Origin of the sequence: Clostridium massiliamazoniense, assembly GCF_001403635.1 — a bacterium.
GTDB classification, from domain to species: domain Bacteria; phylum Bacillota; class Clostridia; order Clostridiales; family Clostridiaceae; genus Sarcina; species Sarcina massiliamazoniense.
Genome location: NZ_LN879464.1, coordinates 122,291 through 141,456, shown reverse-complemented (window position 1 = coordinate 141,456; position 19,166 = coordinate 122,291). Strand labels below are relative to the sequence as shown.

Annotated in this window: 22 protein-coding genes and 1 pseudogene; 11 read left to right on the top strand and 12 right to left on the bottom strand. The window is 25.5% G+C overall.

Annotated elements, in window-relative coordinates; genetic code table 11:
- Together ARA19_RS17715 and ARA19_RS18255 are read left to right on the top strand one after the other, a co-directional pair.
- The coding region (locus ARA19_RS17715; protein WP_055069100.1) for a hypothetical protein at nucleotides 1–193 on the top strand (193 nt) is incomplete at its 5' end.
- Between the two features lie 446 nt (nucleotides 194–639).
- Nucleotides 640–1,292, top strand: a pseudogene (locus tag ARA19_RS18255) (IS256 family transposase); the annotation flags it as partial.
- Between the two features lie 346 nt (nucleotides 1,293–1,638).
- Here the strand turns inward: ARA19_RS18255 and ARA19_RS00940 are convergent.
- The 3 genes from ARA19_RS00940 to ARA19_RS00930 all read right to left on the bottom strand — a co-directional run bounded on the left by ARA19_RS00940 (nucleotide 1,639) and on the right by ARA19_RS00930 (nucleotide 3,746).
- Entirely contained in the window at nucleotides 1,639–1,824 is a 186-nt protein-coding gene (locus ARA19_RS00940) for a hypothetical protein (RefSeq protein ID WP_055069098.1), read from the bottom strand.
- Nucleotides 1,809–2,093: a hypothetical protein gene (locus tag ARA19_RS00935; protein WP_147574331.1), complete on the bottom strand. Its 285-nt coding sequence runs from the start codon at nucleotides 2,091–2,093 to the stop codon at nucleotides 1,809–1,811. Before ARA19_RS00935 ends, ARA19_RS00940 begins: the two co-directional genes overlap by 16 nt.
- 1,023 nt (nucleotides 2,094–3,116) lie before the next feature.
- A complete protein-coding gene (locus ARA19_RS00930; protein WP_147574330.1) occupies nucleotides 3,117–3,746 on the bottom strand; it encodes a hypothetical protein in 630 nt (209 codons plus the stop codon).
- Nucleotides 3,747–4,438: 692 nt separating this feature from the next.
- On the opposite strand from ARA19_RS00930, the gene ARA19_RS00925 reads away from it, so the two are divergent.
- The 5 genes from ARA19_RS00925 to ARA19_RS18250 all read left to right on the top strand — a co-directional run bounded on the left by ARA19_RS00925 (nucleotide 4,439) and on the right by ARA19_RS18250 (nucleotide 6,540).
- Nucleotides 4,439–4,864 carry a hypothetical protein gene (locus ARA19_RS00925; RefSeq protein ID WP_055069095.1) on the top strand — a complete coding sequence of 142 codons (426 nt, stop codon included), beginning with the start codon at nucleotides 4,439–4,441 and terminating at the stop codon, nucleotides 4,862–4,864.
- A gap of 109 nt (nucleotides 4,865–4,973) precedes the next feature.
- Complete coding sequence (locus ARA19_RS00920; RefSeq protein WP_055069103.1) at nucleotides 4,974–5,780, top strand: Rpn family recombination-promoting nuclease/putative transposase; 807 nt, start codon at nucleotides 4,974–4,976, stop codon at nucleotides 5,778–5,780.
- A 142-nt stretch (nucleotides 5,781–5,922) separates the two neighbouring features.
- The gene (locus ARA19_RS00915; protein WP_055069094.1) at nucleotides 5,923–6,138 is read left to right on the top strand and encodes a hypothetical protein; all 216 of its coding nucleotides are present in this window, start codon (nucleotides 5,923–5,925) and stop codon (nucleotides 6,136–6,138) included.
- Between the two features lie 19 nt (nucleotides 6,139–6,157).
- Nucleotides 6,158–6,415: a hypothetical protein gene (locus ARA19_RS17840; RefSeq protein ID WP_055069093.1), complete on the top strand. Its 258-nt coding sequence runs from the start codon at nucleotides 6,158–6,160 to the stop codon at nucleotides 6,413–6,415.
- Entirely contained in the window at nucleotides 6,397–6,540 is a 144-nt protein-coding gene (locus ARA19_RS18250; protein WP_147574332.1) for an ArsR family transcriptional regulator, read from the top strand. The genes ARA19_RS17840 and ARA19_RS18250 overlap by 19 nt, the downstream gene beginning before the upstream one ends.
- Nucleotides 6,541–7,114: 574 nt before the next feature.
- On the opposite strand, the gene ARA19_RS00905 is transcribed toward ARA19_RS18250, so the two are convergent.
- The gene (locus ARA19_RS00905) at nucleotides 7,115–7,570 is read right to left on the bottom strand and encodes a helix-turn-helix transcriptional regulator (protein ID WP_242862366.1); all 456 of its coding nucleotides are present in this window, start codon (nucleotides 7,568–7,570) and stop codon (nucleotides 7,115–7,117) included.
- Nucleotides 7,571–7,781: 211 nt separating this feature from the next.
- Here ARA19_RS00905 and ARA19_RS00900 point away from each other — a divergent pair, with 211 nt between their 5' ends.
- Nucleotides 7,782–9,056, top strand: coding sequence for a hypothetical protein (locus tag ARA19_RS00900; protein WP_055069092.1), 1,275 nt, complete (start codon nucleotides 7,782–7,784; stop codon nucleotides 9,054–9,056).
- Between the two features lie 161 nt (nucleotides 9,057–9,217).
- Here ARA19_RS00900 and ARA19_RS00895 read toward each other — a convergent pair whose 3' ends face one another.
- On the bottom strand, nucleotides 9,218–11,698 hold the full coding sequence (locus ARA19_RS00895; protein ID WP_084764110.1) for a type IA DNA topoisomerase: 2,481 nt from the start codon (nucleotides 11,696–11,698) through the stop codon (nucleotides 9,218–9,220).
- Between the two features lie 549 nt (nucleotides 11,699–12,247).
- Here ARA19_RS00895 and ARA19_RS00890 point away from each other — a divergent pair.
- From ARA19_RS00890 to ARA19_RS00880, 3 genes are all read left to right on the top strand, one after another.
- Nucleotides 12,248–12,499 (top strand): hypothetical protein, encoded by a 252-nt coding sequence (locus tag ARA19_RS00890; RefSeq protein WP_055069091.1) that lies wholly within the window; start codon nucleotides 12,248–12,250, stop codon nucleotides 12,497–12,499.
- A gap of 47 nt (nucleotides 12,500–12,546) precedes the next feature.
- Nucleotides 12,547–12,732 carry a hypothetical protein gene (locus ARA19_RS00885; protein WP_055069090.1) on the top strand — a complete coding sequence of 62 codons (186 nt, stop codon included), beginning with the start codon at nucleotides 12,547–12,549 and terminating at the stop codon, nucleotides 12,730–12,732.
- An 89-nt stretch (nucleotides 12,733–12,821) separates the two neighbouring features.
- Nucleotides 12,822–13,466, top strand: coding sequence for a helix-turn-helix transcriptional regulator (locus ARA19_RS00880; RefSeq protein ID WP_055069089.1), 645 nt, complete (start codon nucleotides 12,822–12,824; stop codon nucleotides 13,464–13,466).
- Between the two features lie 326 nt (nucleotides 13,467–13,792).
- Here ARA19_RS00880 and ARA19_RS00875 read toward each other — a convergent pair whose 3' ends face one another.
- From ARA19_RS00875 to ARA19_RS00850, 7 genes are all read right to left on the bottom strand, one after another.
- On the bottom strand, nucleotides 13,793–14,056 hold the full coding sequence (locus tag ARA19_RS00875; protein WP_055069088.1) for a hypothetical protein: 264 nt from the start codon (nucleotides 14,054–14,056) through the stop codon (nucleotides 13,793–13,795).
- Between the two features lie 14 nt (nucleotides 14,057–14,070).
- Nucleotides 14,071–14,577 carry a metal-dependent hydrolase gene (locus ARA19_RS00870; protein WP_242862365.1) on the bottom strand — a complete coding sequence of 169 codons (507 nt, stop codon included), beginning with the start codon at nucleotides 14,575–14,577 and terminating at the stop codon, nucleotides 14,071–14,073.
- A gap of 111 nt (nucleotides 14,578–14,688) precedes the next feature.
- Entirely contained in the window at nucleotides 14,689–15,225 is a 537-nt protein-coding gene (locus tag ARA19_RS00865; RefSeq protein ID WP_055069087.1) for a hypothetical protein, read from the bottom strand.
- A gap of 134 nt (nucleotides 15,226–15,359) precedes the next feature.
- A complete protein-coding gene (locus tag ARA19_RS00860; protein ID WP_055069086.1) occupies nucleotides 15,360–17,777 on the bottom strand; it encodes an SH3 domain-containing protein in 2,418 nt (805 codons plus the stop codon).
- A 258-nt stretch (nucleotides 17,778–18,035) separates the two neighbouring features.
- The gene (locus ARA19_RS18060; RefSeq protein WP_278321650.1) at nucleotides 18,036–18,170 is read right to left on the bottom strand and encodes a hypothetical protein; all 135 of its coding nucleotides are present in this window, start codon (nucleotides 18,168–18,170) and stop codon (nucleotides 18,036–18,038) included.
- Between the two features lie 136 nt (nucleotides 18,171–18,306).
- Complete coding sequence (locus ARA19_RS00855) at nucleotides 18,307–18,663, bottom strand: hypothetical protein (protein WP_055069085.1); 357 nt, start codon at nucleotides 18,661–18,663, stop codon at nucleotides 18,307–18,309.
- Between the two features lie 34 nt (nucleotides 18,664–18,697).
- The gene (locus ARA19_RS00850; protein WP_055069084.1) at nucleotides 18,698–18,952 is read right to left on the bottom strand and encodes a hypothetical protein; all 255 of its coding nucleotides are present in this window, start codon (nucleotides 18,950–18,952) and stop codon (nucleotides 18,698–18,700) included.
- Nucleotides 18,953–19,166 lie beyond the last annotated feature (214 nt).

Below are 19,166 nucleotides of genomic sequence, written 5' to 3'. Positions count from 1 at the left end.
TAATGGATTCCAAGCAATAATAACACCAGAGCAATTAATCAATGAAACAGGAACAAATAAATTATATGTAAGGGTTATTTTAGATGGAAAGGTATATGAAGCACCTGTTAGTGGAAATGTTAATGTAGCTATAGGTGATTTAAATTATGGATTTAAAACAATAAATAATCAAATATATATAATAAGGAATTAGATATTTTTTCAAACTCATTTAGAGTTTTGTAATATATAGTTTGTGAAATTACTATAATTTCAACATACTCAATTTTAGTTAATTTTATCTTATATAATAATAATTAAAAGTAATGAGAATTTTATAAATATTAATTGTTTAGAGTACCTTTAAACATAATTTTATTTATAATAAATATTTTTTATATTAATGTATATTTAAACTTACTTTTCTAAAAAAGCTATTTGTTTATTAAAATGTAGAATTTATATAGATATTTTAAGAAATATATAATATATTTAAAATTAAAAATATTTTAAGAATTTGTTAATAGTTTATTCCAAGAATGTTTTACCCCACAAAAGGGGTCAGATAACACTATAAATAAATTTGTGTAAATTGAATAAACAACTTCTTCTTAGAGAGAATTTAGATAATAATAAATTACAAGAAGAAGTTGTTTTATTATGTCAGAAATATCGAAAGAATTTTTAAGAAACTATATTAAGGAGCAAAATTTTAGTAATAGTACGGAGGGTTTAACAGCATTAAAATCTTTATTTAAGGATGTTCTTCAAGAAGCTTTAGCAGCTGAACTTGATGATATGCTAGGATATGAAAAAAATGCTATTAATAGCTCAAATAACAGTAGAAATGGTTATTCTAAAAAACTATAAATTCAGAATTAGGACCTATTACTTTGGATATTCCTAGAGATAGAAGTAGTGAATTTGAACCTAAGATAGGTCCAAAATATCAAAGAAATATAAATGGAATATAAGATAAAGCCATTTCTCTTTATGCTGCTGGAATAACCACTAGAGATATATCTGAACAGATAAAAAATTTATATGATGTTGAGATTAGTGCTGAAACCGTGTCTAATATTACGAATAAAATACTACCACTAGTTAATAAGTGACAAAACAGACCTTTAGAAAAGACTTATTCCTTTATTTTTATGGATGCTATTCATTATAAGGTTAGAGAAGATAAGCAAATTGTTGTAAAAGCAGCTTATGTAGTCATAAGTGTTAATCTAAATGATTATAAAGAAATTTTAGGAATATGGATTGGTGCTAATGAAAGCAGTAAGTTCTGGCTTTCCGTATTAAATGAAAATGTTGTATTTAGCTACTGAAAAAATTCATTCTAAATGGACTAGAAATTATGCTAATTGGGACTTAGTTATAAATGAATTAAATATAATATTTGATAATATTTTATCGCAAAATGCCTAAAAAAAGCCACGGAGTAAAATCTCCGCAGCTAAAGTTGTTTTTTATGTCACTGTATATTATTGCCTTAAAATGGGTATAATATTTATGTAGATATAAAACATCAAAATTAGACTTAATATTACAAAGTTTTAATTTTGAAAGTCCAATTCATCTTTAAGAAGAAGATTAAATTGCATAAAGTATTTTACAGGCTCTTTCAACATCCCTCTTTTCAAAAATTCTTAACTATTTATTTTTCTTAGATTTAAAATTTGTTAATTCTACTATTTCAGCTAAAGTTAGCTCAGCTCCTATTCTCTTAATATCAGGATATTTTTCTTGCATTTTTAAATCATTATTATTCATAGCAGCTTCTAATTCTAAAAAGTTATCATCAAAAGCATCTACTCCATTTATTAAATATCCAACCATATCAAAATATTCAATTTTAAATTTAACATGATTTTAAAAGCATTTCTGATATACTCAATTCTCTCAGATTCAATTTTTTCTCTTTTCTCTTTTACTTTATTATCAATTAAGTCTTTATAATCATTTAATTCTAAAATAAAATCTGAATTTACATTATATTTTTTATTAGAATATATTATTAACTTATAATCATCTGGAATATTCATATCTATAATCCCTAAAAGGTTTTCTTTCTCGCTATTATTCACTGAGAAATTTCTTATTTTCACATTAAAAGATGCTGAACATAATTTAGAGCAATCTAGTTCTCAATCTAAATCAAATTCTATTTTATCTATCCCTTTAATCTTTTGTATTTTAATCATAACAATTTCCTCTCTCTCATTATTAATTATTTATATTAACTTTCTTTAACTTCTAATCAATTTAATATTGCTTAAATCTTTAATTCAATTATAATATAATTCCTTTTTATATTTTTATTTGAAAATCTTGAAATATTTATATGAGAATATAGTGGTAATTTGATTTTACTAATAGTTTTTTTATTAAATTTTATTTTAACTTTTTTAATTCTTCTTGTGAAATATCTTTCATAACCAAGTAGAGTATATAATCGGTAAGATTTTTAAAATTTCGTTGTTTAGCAATTCTTTTAAATTTTCTTTATCTTTGGTATTTATTCTTATTTGAATCTGATCATTTTTAATTTTTTTTAAGATTTCAGAATTCTTATTATATTTCATTTTTCCCCCAATATTCTGTATTGCAATTTTTATTTTGCAATACATACTTTTTTATTTATTCTATACTTTTAAAAAAAATCCTTTGTAACTTTTAATAAAAAAAGAACTGAAACCAGCTCTTTTCTGTTAATATTTAATTTACCAGCTTCTATTTTAAGATATAAAAAAGCCTAGTCTTGTAAGAAGTAAGTAAACTAGGCTTTTAAAACGATAAGAGTAAGATTAAAACTAAGAAACTCATAGTTTTTTTAATGTTAAATAATATAAATGTGGTTGAACTTAACATGTTTAATTTCTCTACACTTTTATTTTATTACTAACTGTAAAGGTATTTAATAGAAATGGTATAATGTTAATAATTTGTTGTTAATTTTAATAATTAATAGAATTTATGTTAAAATATATTATAATTTGTTCATATCCATAGTAGATATTAAAATTAAAACCCAAAACTACTACAGAGATAACTAAAAATTATGTATAAAAAATAGATAAGTACAACTTACCTATTTTTTTAATATTTAACAAAATTATTAAAACTAAATTTTAATATTCATGAAGTCCAGCTAATGTTGAATTTGATTTTAAATATGCTGTTATATGATGATATGCAGTTTGTCCTGAAGGTACTTTTACTTTTACTTGCATTTTTTTTGTACTTGTGTTAGGCTGAACAGCTATGGTAATATCACCTTTTGAAGATAAATTGGTAGCCCATGGAGAATACACACTTTTTATAACACTCTTATTATAATTATTCCAAGTCCAGTCAACTTTCATTCCAAAATTAACTAGCATTAAATCTACTCCAACTTTTCCTCCTTTATATTCAGTATGATATAAAGAACTTGATATAACTGTTCCATAATTTACATTTACCTGTCTATTATTCATTGAATAATCTAAAACTTTTATAATAGAACCATCTTCAAATGTCTTTTTTATATAAGGCGAACCATCTAAATCGGTTCCCTTTTCTTCCTTAATAGGAATTGAATCACCCTTTAGAGAATCCCATAGTTCTCCAGCTTCTAATTTATCCAATAAAACTTTTTGTACTGATTTTTCTATACCTTCTGAATCAAATTTTTCTATAAGTTTTTCGTAATCTTCATTTTGTTGTTGTGAAATTTTCACATTAGACTTATTATTATGTTCAGTTGCAGTCGCAGTCATTGCTAGAATAAATTAAATTACCGTAGCGAATGTTAATATAGTTGCAATTTTTTTTAATTTCATAAAAAATCCCCCTAAAAAAATATATAATATTTATTATATCATATTTTACACAAAAATACATATATGTAAATAAAATACTTTTTATAAAATTTATGGTATAATTAAAGAAAGTATATTTTACAGGGGGAAGCTTATGAATAATTTTTTTAGTTTATTAATTGTTTTTTTAGATACTTTCAAAAATTTAACTATAACAATTTTGATAATTTATCTTATCATATTATGTAATACAATTATAAAAAAATTAAAAAATGATATTAATATGAAATAGTGAATGAGTTAATTATATGTACTTGATTTATATACTCTTATAAGCATAATAAAACAAATATTACTTATTTTTTAATGACCTAAATTAAAGTTATACAATAATTAAATGAAAAAAGCCATATTAGATGGCTTTTTATTTTTCTGTTTTTTTGAACAACAAGCCTAGCATACTCGGTTATAATTGTAAAATTCGTTACTAAAAAATTTTATTGGCCAGATCTTCGTATATAGCAACTAAAATTTTTTCTTCACTAAGATTTTACAATTCACCTCCATATGCCTATAAAGGCTCGTCAAAAAAACAACAACGCAGTTAATAATTCGGCAAAGATTAAAAAAAATTAATAAAACCCAAAGGATTGACAAAAGTCAATATTGGTATTGCAAGATATATTTTAGGAGGAATAAAAATCAAAAGAAAATCCCAAAAAAAATTAAAAGATATGAAAATATTATCAGAATTATTATGTAAAGAATTTGATTTAGAAAAAGATGAAAGTAAATTAGTTGCATTAGCTCTATTGAAAGATTATTCACTAGAAAAAGCAATAGATTTAATTAAAAATAAAGTTTTTAATAGTTTTCAATCAGTTTCAGATTTTACAGAAATTTATTACAACTTATTAGATGAAGTAGGTCTTTATGAATTTGAAAACCTAATATTACGCAACTTACATCATCTTGAAAATACAATAAATAGCCAAAAAAAATCTTATCTTAAATTGTTAGGATGGAGATTATATTACAACTTAGCTTTAATTAAAAAACTTACTATCAAGGATTAATATACTTAATCCTTGATATATAAAAATTTAATAGTTAAGGAGTTTCAAAATGGATAATTTAATTTATAATAAAGATATAAAAGAAATAATAAAGAAAGAAGGGTTGTCTATGGAGTTGTTAAGCCCAAAAATGGATTTTATTTTTAAACAAATTTTTGGTAGTGAAGAAAATAAGGAGGTTTTAGTATCTTTTTTGAATGCTGTTCTAAAGCCAACAAATGATAATATAATTACTGAGGTTTCTATTAAAAATACAGATGTAGAAAAAGAATATATAACTGATAAATTTTCAAGACTAGATGTATTGGCAACTACAAATAGAAAAGAAACGATAAATATAGAAATCCAACTAAAGAATGAACAAAATATGATTAAGAGGTCATTATACTACTGGAGCAAATTGTATACAAAACCTTTAAGTAAGGGAGAAGATTATGATTTACTAAATAGAACTGTATGTATAAATATATTAGATTTTAACTACTTAAAGAAGACTTCTAATTTTCATAGTGTTTTTAGACTAAAAGAAATTTTTACTAATATGGAATTAACTGATGTCGAAGAGATACACTTTATAGAGCTACCTAAATTGAGTAATAATAAAGAAAAAGATTTATTGACTTCTTGGTGTGAGTTTTTGAATAATCCAGAAAGTGAAGAAGTTAGAAATTCAGAGAACAATATAATAGAAATTAAAACTGCAAAAAATAAACTTATAAAAATAAGCTCCAATGATGAACAAAGGAGATTATATGAGTTAAGAAAAAAAAGATTATTAGATGAACGAAGTGCATTGAATAGAGCCAAAAAGCAAGAAGCTATAAAGATAGCTAAAAACTTATTGGATGTTTTAGATGATGAAATAATTTCTTTGAAAACTGGTTTAACAATTGAAGAAGTTAAAAAACTTAGATAATTTTTAATGCTGAAAGATATAAAAAATTAAAAAACTTTTATTTCTTTCAGCATTTCCTAACCTTATATGTCTAAGTTTAATGGTATAGTGAATATTAGTTGTACTGATACTGAAATTTCTATTAAGGAGTTGATTTTTTTCAATGGTATATCATAATTTAGAAAAGACTTATTTGATTTTAGACTTATTAAAAAAATATAAAATAATTAATAGAGATATACTTGCAAAAGAAGTTGATACTAATATTAGCTATGTTACTGGAGCTATAATTTATTTAAGAAATAAAGGATATATAATCGAGAGTATTGTTGGTTACGACGGATGTTATGAATATAAAGGTAAAATAAAAAAACGATAATAAGTTAAATAAAATAGAAGTGAAGGGAATAAAAAGACTCTATGAAAAAGGAATTAAACTTAATGAGATTGAAAATGTCATCAACACCACTAGGGGAAATATTTTTTACCATTTACATAAACAAAAAATTATTCCTAATAGACGAAAATTTGAATTATATGAAAATAGAAAAAATAAGATAATAAAAATGTATAATGAAGGACTATCTATTAAAGAAATTGCGAATAATTTAAATATAGATGAAAAAAAGCTTGTTGTATACTTTATAGATGTGTAAAAGGGAATAGAAGAAAAGTAATCAAAAATAAAAATGAAATACTAGAGTACATTAAAAATTCAAATGAAAGTGCTAAAGAGATAGCTAAGAAATTTAATGTATCACAAGGAACAATTTCTAATTAAAAAAACAATTGAGTTCAGATTTAATGGTAAATAATAATGAGGAGTTATATTATGTTAAAAAAGTTTAATAGTTTTGAAGAATTTAAATATTTTTTTGAGAATTTTGAATATGGAGAATTAATTGAGTATATTAGGAGGGTCTATGTTAAAGGAATTAGATTTACAAATAGGTGATGAAATAAGCTTACTAGAGCTTGATTATTTTTAGCATTTTTTCAATTTGTTTTGTTATTTTATATCATTTACGAGCATTTTATATAAGATAATAATTAAATTATTAATGAAAATATATTTCTTTTTTAATTCTCTTATTTATACAATATTGAAAGAAAATAACTTAAATAATAAAATTATATTAAAGTTTGTAAATAGATTCTTAGAATGAGTTACATCATTTGAATGAATCATATTTCTTTGTACCTATTTTGATTATATATTTAATTTATCAAAAGATGCCTTTATAGCATCTTTTTTCATTATTGATATATAAATCTATTTATGGTATAATTTATTTAAATTTATTGTTTTTCTTAGTTATTACAAAAGCATCTCTTTAGAGATGCTTTTTTTGTTCCTAATTTACAGCACTCAATCTAAAGAAAAAGAACAATCTTTTAAATAAACCTTTTTTACTTGATTCATATTGTTCCTGTCTCTTTCTCATTTCTTCCTGCTTTTGTAGTAATAAAATTTCTGTGTTACTTAAAGCTTTCTTTTCTAATTCCTGTGAATTTAAAATTATATTATTTTGTTGCTCTAGCAAATACAATAGTTGTTTCTTTTCCTGCTTTAATTCCTCTATTTCTTTTTTCTGTCTTCTTATTATTTCAAGGTTTGGGTCTGTTCCATCTTTAAAGAAATCAACGCCTTCCTGTGTTAAATGAACAACTCTACCTTTTTTAATAATAAATTTTTTAAACTCTTCTTTTTTTATCTGTCTATAAACAGCTTGTTTACTAATATTAATTTCAGCGGCTGCTTCTTCTACAGTATATAACCTTATATCATTATTACTATCTATTACAATCACCCCCTTTTATTAATTTTACATTTTTTACCTATTTCAATCAATGAATATTTCCACTTTGATTTTCGTTGATTATATGTTATAAATATTAACAACATATAAAATATAGTGTTATTTATAATTAAAATTATCTAAAAAAATAAAAAAACAATATACTTTAATTAAATTAAGTAGTATATTGTTTATATTAGCAATATATTAGTAAGGTGATAAAATGAGTAAAATTACATTTAAAGAAACTAGACAGGAACTTAACATTCCAGAAGATGAACCAATATTTTATGATTTTACATTCTTCTATGATAAAAAAATTAAAACTACAGAGAAAAAATTATTGGTTAATACATACTACCAAGCAGCTATAAAATTGGTTGAAGAAGATCCAGTTGATATAAATGCATTCTTAGATACTAAAGATTTTTTGTTGAAGAATAATGTTCCTGAATCTGAAATTGAATCTTCTACTATTACAGTTCCTAAAATGAAAATTATTTTAGCACTTGAAGAGTATTACTCAAAAATGATGGAAGAATACTTTTTAACAGTAGAAGATATAGCTAAATTTTTAAATTTATCAAGGATAATGGTCCAAACTAAAATAATTCCACACTTAGATGAAATGAGGTTTGTTTGTAGTAGAGATAGTGAAAATTCAACTTTAAAGAAAAATTATTTAAAGGCTAAAACTCTTATAAAAAATATTAATTATTCTAAGCATTTTATAACTGAAGATACCTACTCTCTACTTCTAAAAAATTTAGATGAGCTTGAAATAAATAAAAAAGATGCTATTAAAATTTTAGAAATATATCAAAATAGCAGAGTTGATTCATTTAGAAAGAAATCATTATATTCTTTAAGCAGCTTCTTAAAGTTTTTAAAGAGTTATACTAAAGAATTATATAGTAATAATATAATAGCCTTAGATTTGACTAATGAGGAGTATAATTTATTATTAAAGAAACATCCTTTGCTTAGATATAACACTTATCTCTGTGAAATCTCTAATGCTCTAATGAATAAAATAAAATCACAAGCTAACTTTACTGAATATGTTGAGTTAGATATTCAAGAAATAGCAAAAAAACATTTCGTTTTTGCAACCACTTTAGAGAAGGCTATAGACAAACATTTTTCTGATGACAAACTTTTCAGCATGGCCACCTTAAAAATCTTTTGGGACTTTTTCTACGATTCACAAGTGAAGGATTCATTAAAGTTCCTTAAATATACTAAAGTTGAGATTTCATTTAGTGAAAAACCTAGTGTTAGATATATTTTAAGCAAATCTGATGTTATTAATGAAATTATAACAATAGCTCCTACTGATAATAACTCAGATAAAAAGAATATAGTTAAAATTCCTATGGAATCTAAAATATTAGAATACTTATATACAATAACTCCTGATATAAAATCATATATTTTTAATGAAATTTTTGCTCTTGAACCATTGAAGTTAAATAATAAAGAAATTGATAGTCTATAATTTTTTATTTATATAAATATTTATTACTTTTTTTAACATTATTAATGTTTATTTTGGTTTGACATATTTTTTATTTATAAGTAAGATACAATCAAGGAAAATAAACCTCATAATTAAATAATAAGCCAATTAATTTATTTAAAAGTTTCTTGCGTGAAAATCTATGATTTACTTTTTATATCTAATTTGAAATTAACATATTCCCCTGTATCATCTAATAGAACATCAGCATCATACACTCCACTATTATCTTTCTTTTTTAATCCCCTTACATGAGCTTTTCCATCTTCTAATAATTTCTTAGCAATAGGTTTACTCAACATTTTCCCCTTATTTTTAAAGAACACATTCTCTTTCCACATAGCAAATCCACATTTATCTTTTTTATCCTTCCATCCTTCGCAATAATAAGCCTTATTGCTCTCTAATACTCTTCTCTTAATTCCCTTCTTGGCACATCTAGAACAAGCTCCTATAGCTTCTGGTTCCTTCTTATTAAATTCCAATTTGAAATTAACATACTTACCAGTATCATCTAATAATACATCTGCATCATATGTCTGTGAACTGTCCTTTTTCTTAAAACCACTTACAGAGACTTTACCATCTTTAAGAATACTTTTTACCATAGTCTTAGTAAGTTTTTTACCTTTTGACTTGAAGAATTTATCTTCTTTCCATATTGCAAATTCACATTTATTTTCTTCATCTCTCCAACCTTCACAGTAATAAGCTTTACTACTTTCAAAAATCTTTCTTTCAATTCCTTGCTTTGTACACCTTGGGCAACAACCTATTATCTCCTTCTCCTTAACCTCTCCTTTAAAGCCTTTTATATCTGCTTCCTTTATTCCATTAAACATGTTTATTAATTCACTACTAATATTATTTATTGCTACTGCAGGTTCTATTTGTTTATTGAATACTTGTTTTAAGTCTTTAGAGAATTCTACTGTTCTATTCTTACTAATATCTATATTTAAGGCTCTTAAAGTTTCTATTAAATATATTCCCTTATCTGTTATAGAGAGAACCCCTTTATCCTCTACTATATATCCCACTTTTTTTATATTTTGAATTAATACACTTCTAGTTGCTGGTATACCTATTTCTATACCTGAGAATAGGTCCTTATATATTTCATCCTCATTCTTATATTCTTTTCTGAAAGGGTTCTCTAATATAGCATTAAGTGTTTTTATATTAAGTTTAGCTGGTGGTGTAGTAGATTTCTTTATAGGCTTAAAATCTATATTAATTTCATCTCCCTCTTTTAAATTAGGTAATGTATTTTTTTCCTTACTTTTTGGAAGAGGTTCATAATTAAAGTAACCTTTATTTATAATAACTTCACCTTTTAATTCAAAGCTTTTAGATCCAATCAGTATTTTAATTTTAGTTTGGCTGATAATAGTATCCTCATTTAAAAATTTAGCTATAAATCTATTTTTTATAGTATTATAAACCAATTCTTGCTCTTTAGATAAAGAACCTTCTACTGGCATCTTATCTGTTATTATTAAAGCTGAGTGGCTTTCTATTCTCTCATTATTAAAAATACCTTTTCCCTTTTTAAGTACAAGGTTATATCCTTTATCATTCAACACATTTATAATGTTGTTTACTTTTGGAATTTCCTCTTCACTTAAATATTCTGTATTAGTACGTGGATATGTGACATAACCAGCTTCATATAATGATTGAATAAGACTTAAACTCTTCTCCATTGGCATTTTATATCTATCTGATAATATACCTTGTAGGCTAGTTAAAGAGAAAAGTTTAGGAGCTTCTTTTTTTATAGAGTTATTTTCAACTGTTTCAACAATAGCTTTATTATTGTTTAATAACTTAGCAGCATCTATTGCTCTTGTGTCTTCATCTATCTCAAATTTATCTTTATCTACCAACTTAATTGCTTCTCCATTGGTTTCTTCCTGTGATTCTAACTGCCAGTAATAGGTTGGTTTAAAGTTTTTAATTTCCATCTCCCTCTCATAAATAATATCTACAATACTTGTATTACATCTACCTAGAGAAAAGATATCTTTAGAGCCTGTTAATCTTCTATTCATAAGAGAAAATTTTCTTGTTAAATTTATTCCTAATAGAAAATCCATACAAGTTCTTGTATATGCTTGATTTGTATAATTCTCATATTCTGAAATATCCTTTAAATTATTTAAGGAATCTAGTATTGTACGCTCTGTTTGGTCTGTACTCCAAAGCCTTTTTAATGGCTTGTTTATGTTATCTTTTTTATAAATATCATTTGTAGTCAAGGCGACCAATAGATTGCCCTCTTCATCAGCATCACCAGCAGCTATGACTGTATCTACGTTTTCATCATTTATTAATTCTCTTATTACATTATATTGTTTCTTAATTCCAGTATCCTCTTTAAGTTTAAACATAAATTTCTCTGCTATATAAGGTAATATATCCTCTCTCCAAACTTTACTATCTGAATTCATATATTCCTCTATTGTATAACTTCTAAATAAATGACCAAATTGCCAAGTTACATAATAGTTATTGCTTTCAAGGTATCCATCTTTTCTATTAAAATATTCACCTGTTTTAGATAATGCCATAGCTATTGTTTTGGCATAGCTAGGTTTCTCTGCTATTATTACCTTCATGTAAATCAAACTCCTCTTCATTAGTTTTGTAATTATATATTACCATTTTTTTATATTCATCAATAAATATTGTATTAATGTAATATTCATTGATAAATGAAAAAAGGTAAAAACCACTTATTGCGATTTTTACCTAGTAATTTATGAGATTTAATTTTATTTTATTTCTAAGTCTATTATATTACTTTTTTGTATCTTTATCTACTATATGTTGTTAATATTAACAACATATAATTATCCATGTATGAAATTTTCTCTTCTTTAAAATATAAAATAATTTAATAATAAATAAAAAAACACCTAAGTAAAACTTACTTAGATGTTTCAGTTAATCTGCAAACCCAATACAGATTAACAACACATTATGTAAAAGAAGTTACACCATGCGTATTAAAAGACATAAGATGATTTTACAATATAATTTATTAAAAATCAATATTTTACTTTCCAACAATAATATTAAAATAAATAAAAAATAATTATACCCCAAATACGTCTAGGTTTAATGATATCATCAATATAAGATAATAATTAAAGGAGAAGTTTGTCATGCTAAAAAAATTTGATAATTTTGTGGATTTTAAATATTTTTTTGAAAGATTTGAATATGGAGAGTTTAGGATTGACTGTGATTACAGCACAATTGGAATGAGAAAAGCAAAACACACTTATTATGATGTTTTAGAAAGCAAATTAACATATGATGAATATGAAATGCAATATAAAGATACTCCATTAAATGAAGAAGAAGCTCTTTTAAAGGCTTTTAACAGATATAATGCTTATATTGATTTAGATTAAAGAATCCTGCTGATTTTTTATGTATATGTAAAAATTTTGGAGGGGATATGAGACCTTTACTAGATATAAAACAATATATATATTCAAGAAATCATAATAGTCGCCTTGAGGGAGAATGGATAAGTATATTTGAAATAGAATCTTACTTGGATAATAACTGGATAGTTTATTTAGTTAAAGATAAAAATAAAAGGATAGAAAAAGAAATAAAAAGTATTAGCGAAATTAATTAATGAAAGTATATAATCTAAAATATCTGCCTATAATTTAAATTAAGAATAATATTTTAGAAACGATTATTAATTATGTTTAGGAATTTGTTATGGTATATTATGATTTAGAAAAAACTTATTTAATATTAGACTTGTTAAAAAGATATAAAATAGTAAATAGAAAGAAACTAGCAAGTGATGTTAAAACAAATATTAGTTATGTAAGTGAATCAGTTAAATATTTAAGAAAAAAAGGATATATAATTGAAAGCAATTCTGGTTACAATGGTTGCTATATTTATAAAGGGAAAAGAAAAATAAAAAATGAGGATAAATTAAGTGATATAGAGATTAGTGGGATTAAGAAGCTTTACCAAAAGGGAATTAAAATTAAGGATATTCAAAGCATTATAAATATGAGTAAAGTAACTGTATTCTATCAACTAAATAAAGAAAGAGTTGATCTTGATAGAGTTAAAGTTAAATTAGATGATGATAGAGATAAAATAATAAGAATGTATAGCCAAGGGCTATCTATTAAAGAAATTGCTAAGAATTTAGGAATAAGTGAAAAACGAACAGGTTCTGTAATCTATACTTGTGTAAAAGGAAATAGAAGAAATGTAATTGATAATAAAAATGAAATTTTAGAGTATATTAAGACTTCAACTGAAAGTGGAAAGGAAATAGCTAAAAAATTTAATGTTTCAGCAGCTACTATTTCAAATCTAAAAAAAGAAATTAAGAAAGTATAATTATACTAAATTAATGAATTATAAGTATAATACTTGTCAATAATATTAGCTGGGTGATATTATGAATTTCAAAAAAAGTTATGTAAAATTAAATCTAGCTGTAATTCTAGGTGCTATAGGTATATTTATGCTAATATTAATAAAAAGTTGGTAGGGTTCTCCTATTGGCTTTTTTATTTTATAAAAAAAAGTAAACCTATCGTTTAATAGGTTTACTTTCATCTCATTATCTTATTTTAATCCTAATATATTTTTTAACTCGGAATCTTCTTTGAATTCTCCTATAATAGAAGTAATTCTAAACATTTTTTCAGCTAAAAACTTTTCTAAAACTGGATAAAGGAAATTGAAAATTTCTTCATAATCTTCATCATAATAAGTATAGAACCTTCCCATCTAGCACAATAATACTTATCTGAATACCATTCATATAAATCTTTACATTCCATCAAAGTAAGGTTTATATTGTTCATTTTAAATGCCTTTTGTATAATTGCACACTCATTTCTTTTCCAGTCAGATTTTTCACCTATTCCATAATAAGAATCCAATTCTTCTATAGATTTATTCCCATAGTTAACATTGCTCATTCAAAACCCTCCTTCTAGTTATAATAATCTCTATAATGATGATGATAACCACCAAATGATCCAAAGTGATTAACATATCCTCTTGCTTGGTGCATTATTAAACCAAAATGACCATAGCGAATTTCAATTAATAAAATTATTATAGCTACTGCTAATATTATATGTTCTTTCCATTCTCCTGTTTTATATCTCATCCATTCAACTGGTACTACTATTGATTTATCGCTAAATGGTTGTAACCATCTTATTCCTGACTTACTAAATCCATCTTCAACAAGATGTAGTAAAAATCCTAAAGAAATAGCTAGTATAAATATAGACTTAAATAATATAGCAGCTACCAACAACATAACTATTGGTACAAATGAATGAACTATTCTTCTATGTTCTGTGAAAGAACTTATTAATAGTGAAAGTTGTTTTACTCTTCTTCCTAAAAAGCTCCCTGGGGTATCTATATCGGGTAATAAACATCCTACTGCTACTCCACCTAATGTTAAAATAGTGGAATTGAAACACACATTGATGTTGCTAAATGAGTTTTATATGTCATATCTTTTCTTTCGCTCCTTACACTTGTTTTCCATGACTTAATTATACAAAATAAAATAAAATTTTGCTTAATATAAGGCTTAAACTAAACCATGTTTTAATGCTAATTCTACTACAGTTATTAACCCAACAACAGCTATAGAAATTCCTATAATACTTAATGGACTTACTGAAAAATGATTATTCAACTCATTGTTTAAAGTGTTTAATACTGTTTGAATATGATTGCTCATAGCAAATTTTTGTTCTTGATTTAACTCATTATAGTTCTTCATAGAACTTATAATATTTTCAACAGCTTGTTTAGATTGTGGAGCAAGCATCATGTTACTTGCTTTTTCAGTAATGCTACTTAATTGATTATTTTCTTCAGTTGTCATTGTAGCTTGATAGCTGTCATTACTAAAAAAAGATTGATAATTACTTAACACTTTTATTTCTTGTTGTAAGTAGGCTCTATTATTACTTGTATTATTAATAGATGATAAAATACTAAAAGCACTAGGTACACCAATTATGAATAGTATTATGATGGATACTGAAAATATAATTTTTTTATACTTGCTTATTACTAAAATTAATCCATCTTTAGACTTAAAATCTAATAAATTAAGCATGAAATTCCTCCTTATTTTACATTATCTAGTTAATTATATTACAAAATAAAACATTACCAAAGCATCTTTTTTCCTCTTATATAAAAAAAGAACTGCTTATTTAAAAGCAGTCCTTTAATAAAGTCATGATATATTTAATTTATATTTAAGTATTGAGTATAAGCCCAACCAATTTGTCCATTGTAATCTACTTTTGTCCAATTCCCTTGTTGTCCTAATACTTTCATAGTAGCATTATATGGCATAACCTCTATTGGATTTGATGTATTAGGTGAACCATTTAACCATAATCCTACAGGTGATTGAACAGTTGCAGTTTCTTGACTATTATTAGTGTTTATATATTCGTTATAAGCCCAACCATATTGTCCATTATACTCTATATAATCCCAATTTCCATCAACTTTATATATTGTTACTTGTGAACCATTTGGAATAACTTCAATTCCATTTCGATTATTTAAATTAGGATTTCCATTTAACCATAATCCACCATTAGCTGATATTGTTCCTGTTCCTATTGGTGATGATGTATTTGAACTTGAATTATTTGAACTTGAACTACTTGAGCTATTTGAAATATTTAAATATTGAGTATAAGCCCAACCAATTTGTCCGTTGTAATCTACTTTTGTCCAATTTCCTTGTTGTCCTAATACTTTCATAGTAGCATTATATGGCATAACCTCTATTGGATTTGATGTGTTTGGTGAACCATTTAACCATAAACCTACTGGTGATTGAACAGTTGCAGTTTCTTGATTATTAGTTGCTTGTTGTTGCCCTACCACTTGTGAATAAGGTGAGCCACCAATCCATCCTTCTTTACCATTGTATGAAACATGATACCAACCATTAGATGAAGTTCCTAATAAATCAACTATTGTTCCTCTGTGAAGAACTTCTATTATTCCATCATTTGGTGCTGGATGTTCATTCATACATAATCCATCTGCTGTTACTTCAACTTTACCTATTACTTTTTGGCTTACTTGATTTCCACTTGTAGGAGATTGTTTTACAGGAGCTTGTTTAAATGAACTATAAGGTGATCCACCTATCCATCCAGTTTGTCCTTTGTAAGTTACTTTATACCATCCATTATTACTTTCAGCAGTTGCTTGTAGCTTTGTTCCATGTGGTACTACTACTATATTTCCATCATTCACAAAAGGCTTTTCATTTATCCATAATCCACCACACTCAACTGTTACTGTACCATTTACCGCATGTTGAGTAAATGTTTTTTGGGATTGATGTTGTTGTTGAGGTTGAGATTGTTCTGGAACAGAAGTCTTAGGTAATATATCTTTACCATTACTGCTTGTGTATTGGGCATCTAACCATCCAATAGTTCCTTCGTAGTCTACTTTATACCATCCATTTTGGAATGATAAAGCTTTTACTGGAGTTCCATTTGGTAATAATACTATATTTCCACTGTTACCACTAGGTCCATTTGTTAACCATAATCCAACTGGAGAAGTTACTGTTAAGTTATCTCCTACAGGCATATTTGTAGGTGCTGCTCCGTTGCCGAGACTCTCATCTAAGCCGTCAGTATAATTTCCATCTATCCAACCTTGATGTCCATTGTAATATACTTCATACCAGCCATTACTTTGAGCCATAACTGGAACTGTAACTCCACTTGGTATTGTTGTTATGATGTTGCTCCATGTATTAGCACCTGTTCTAACATTTAAATCTGCTGTTGTTGTTGTAGTTCCTATTGCATTATATCCATCAGAATGTACTGGATTTACTCCCTCTATTTGACCAGTGTATCCTTGGCCATAAGTCCAGAAACAAGTTGCTTGATAGTAAGAATTATTCCCATATGTCACAGGACTTTGTCCACTAAGATTTCGGTTTCTGTAATAAGGCTCGGTAAATGATTCGTTACCCATTACATAAGCTATTCCTTTAGCTTTATTTTCCCATCCCATGAATAAGAAAGTGTGATAATAACTAGCGAAACATAGGTCTCCCCTTTGTATGTATTGGAAATCTGTGTGCCTTTGCCATCCGTTATTAGCTAACCAATTTTCAAGATGAGTGGTATACCCTATATAATCTGGTACGTCTTGTCCTATTGCTCTTAAAGCAGATGATTGGAAAAATACACATGTGTCAACTGGGTTTCCATCATGTAATGCAGTAGCTTCATTCATAGCAGCTTGGTCATTTGCTGGGTTTAACTCGTAATTATATAATTGTTCATTAACTGATGAGGCAAAGCCATTTGGGTTAAATCCAGGTGCAACTGCAAATTCATCACCTTGCATATCTGGTGCTATTTTTATAGCTTGAATTCCTGAGAATTTCATTCCATTAACAGTTATTGTTTTATTTTTTAACTGTTGAACTTGTTTTTTAGTTAATGTTTGATTATCTCCTTTAGTACTCTCTTTAACCTTTGTAGTATTGTTGTTAATATGTTGGGCTAATACTACTTTATTTTGAACTTTAGGCGTATGAGTGATGTTCCCAAAACTAATCCCTGTTGCTCCTGCTAATATTACTAAACCTATTATTTTGCTCGTCTTCATTTGAAATACCTCTTTCTCTTTTGTTTTGTATTTTTCATTTATATATTATACAAAATCTATTCTTTCTTTTGAATAATTTTTTATCAGTTTTTCTCTTTTTTTATATTGTTTTCTATATATATATTATAATTCATTATAAAACTTTTTGCTTGAATTCAACTTGTTAAACATTTTAAACCTATTATTGAATAAATTTAATTATAAAAATAACAGAAGAGGTATCAAACCTAGTTTAGATTTAATACCTCTTCATTAATTTTAATTATATTTATTGTTAGCTCTTATAAATTCTCTATTTTGATATAAAACTTTCTTTTCTTCTTCAGTTATTCCCTTTATATCTCCAATTAGATAAATACAATCATATAATGTTACTTGAACTAATTCTTTCATTATTCCCGCACCTTCTTTCAGTATTTTATTTCTTATAGTATAATAAGTAATAATAAGCAATAGTCTCGCTGTTTATCATTCAGGAGGGGTTTTTTTGAAGTATTCAACCCCTCCTTTAATTATTTGAAAATATATTTTATTTATATAAACTCGGATTATTCCTTCTGAATAATAACCATTTAAGATAAAAGTCAATTAAAAGGTCTTTATTCTTCTCATTCCAGTTAAGATGAATCTTAATGCCATTAACATATATATTGAATTCTATCCCTTTACCATGTTTAATTTTTAAATTTATATTTTTATAATTTATTTCTTTTCTACTAACAAATATACTATTCTCATTAACTTCTAATTTTTCTATTAGAATTTTATCAGTAAAAAAAACTCCATTATGAATTTTCAAAGCTCCTAATTCACCTAACTCTCCTAAATCATAAATCATTTGAGGTAGAGATCCATTAAAACTTAAATCTTCTTTTATATTCCCCATATACCTTAACCTTTCTGTAATATAAATAATATTTCTAATTCTCCTTGTCCAAACTTTCAGAACTCTTCTTATAAATATCTAAAAATATAATTTCACCATCTTCATACCCTTCATTTGAAACAACTATATCTGCATCATAATTTTTATCACATTCAAATAGCTGTAATTCTACCTTAGTATTCTTCAAATCATATTCTATATTTTCCTCAATAGACTGTAGGATTTTATCCATACCATCTTCTTTAACTATTCCATCTAATAATTGTTCTAAAAAATTTGTTAACTCCATTCCCATCTCCTCTTATATCTAAACTTATTCTTATAATTATAAATTATCTCTTATACCCGTTGCCAAAAATCTATAAATATCTATAATTCTTGTTTGATTCCCTATTCATCCTGTCTGATTTTGCTATAAATAAATTTATAAGCTACTCTCATTGATGTGACAGTCCGAGGGCTTAAATTCCCATACAACGAATGGTACATATTAGCATTATCTT

Bases quoted from the DNA above. Each gene is read 5' to 3' on its own strand.
- ARA19_RS00940 (WP_055069098.1), bottom strand. From the start codon at position 1,824: ATGGTTGGATATTTAATAAATGGAGTAGATGCTTTTGATGATAACTTT.
- ARA19_RS00930 (WP_147574330.1), bottom strand. From the start codon at position 3,746: ATGACTGCGACTGCAACTGAACATAATAATAAGTCTAATGTGAAAATT.
- ARA19_RS00920 (WP_055069103.1), top strand. From the start codon at position 4,974: ATGGAGTTGTTAAGCCCAAAAATGGATTTTATTTTTAAACAAATTTTT.
- ARA19_RS00915 (WP_055069094.1), top strand. From the start codon at position 5,923: ATGGTATATCATAATTTAGAAAAGACTTATTTGATTTTAGACTTATTA.
- ARA19_RS00900 (WP_055069092.1), top strand. From the start codon at position 7,782: ATGAGTAAAATTACATTTAAAGAAACTAGACAGGAACTTAACATTCCA.
- ARA19_RS00895 (WP_084764110.1), bottom strand. From the start codon at position 11,698: ATGAAGGTAATAATAGCAGAGAAACCTAGCTATGCCAAAACAATAGCT.
- ARA19_RS00890 (WP_055069091.1), top strand. From the start codon at position 12,248: ATGCTAAAAAAATTTGATAATTTTGTGGATTTTAAATATTTTTTTGAA.
- ARA19_RS00885 (WP_055069090.1), top strand. From the start codon at position 12,547: ATGAGACCTTTACTAGATATAAAACAATATATATATTCAAGAAATCAT.
- ARA19_RS00880 (WP_055069089.1), top strand. From the start codon at position 12,822: ATGGTATATTATGATTTAGAAAAAACTTATTTAATATTAGACTTGTTA.
- ARA19_RS00875 (WP_055069088.1), bottom strand. From the start codon at position 14,056: ATGAGCAATGTTAACTATGGGAATAAATCTATAGAAGAATTGGATTCT.
- ARA19_RS00865 (WP_055069087.1), bottom strand. From the start codon at position 15,225: ATGCTTAATTTATTAGATTTTAAGTCTAAAGATGGATTAATTTTAGTA.
- ARA19_RS00860 (WP_055069086.1), bottom strand. From the start codon at position 17,777: ATGAAGACGAGCAAAATAATAGGTTTAGTAATATTAGCAGGAGCAACA.
- ARA19_RS18060 (WP_278321650.1), bottom strand. From the start codon at position 18,170: ATGAAAGAATTAGTTCAAGTAACATTATATGATTGTATTTATCTAATT.
- ARA19_RS00855 (WP_055069085.1), bottom strand. From the start codon at position 18,663: ATGGGGAATATAAAAGAAGATTTAAGTTTTAATGGATCTCTACCTCAA.
- ARA19_RS00850 (WP_055069084.1), bottom strand. From the start codon at position 18,952: ATGGAGTTAACAAATTTTTTAGAACAATTATTAGATGGAATAGTTAAA.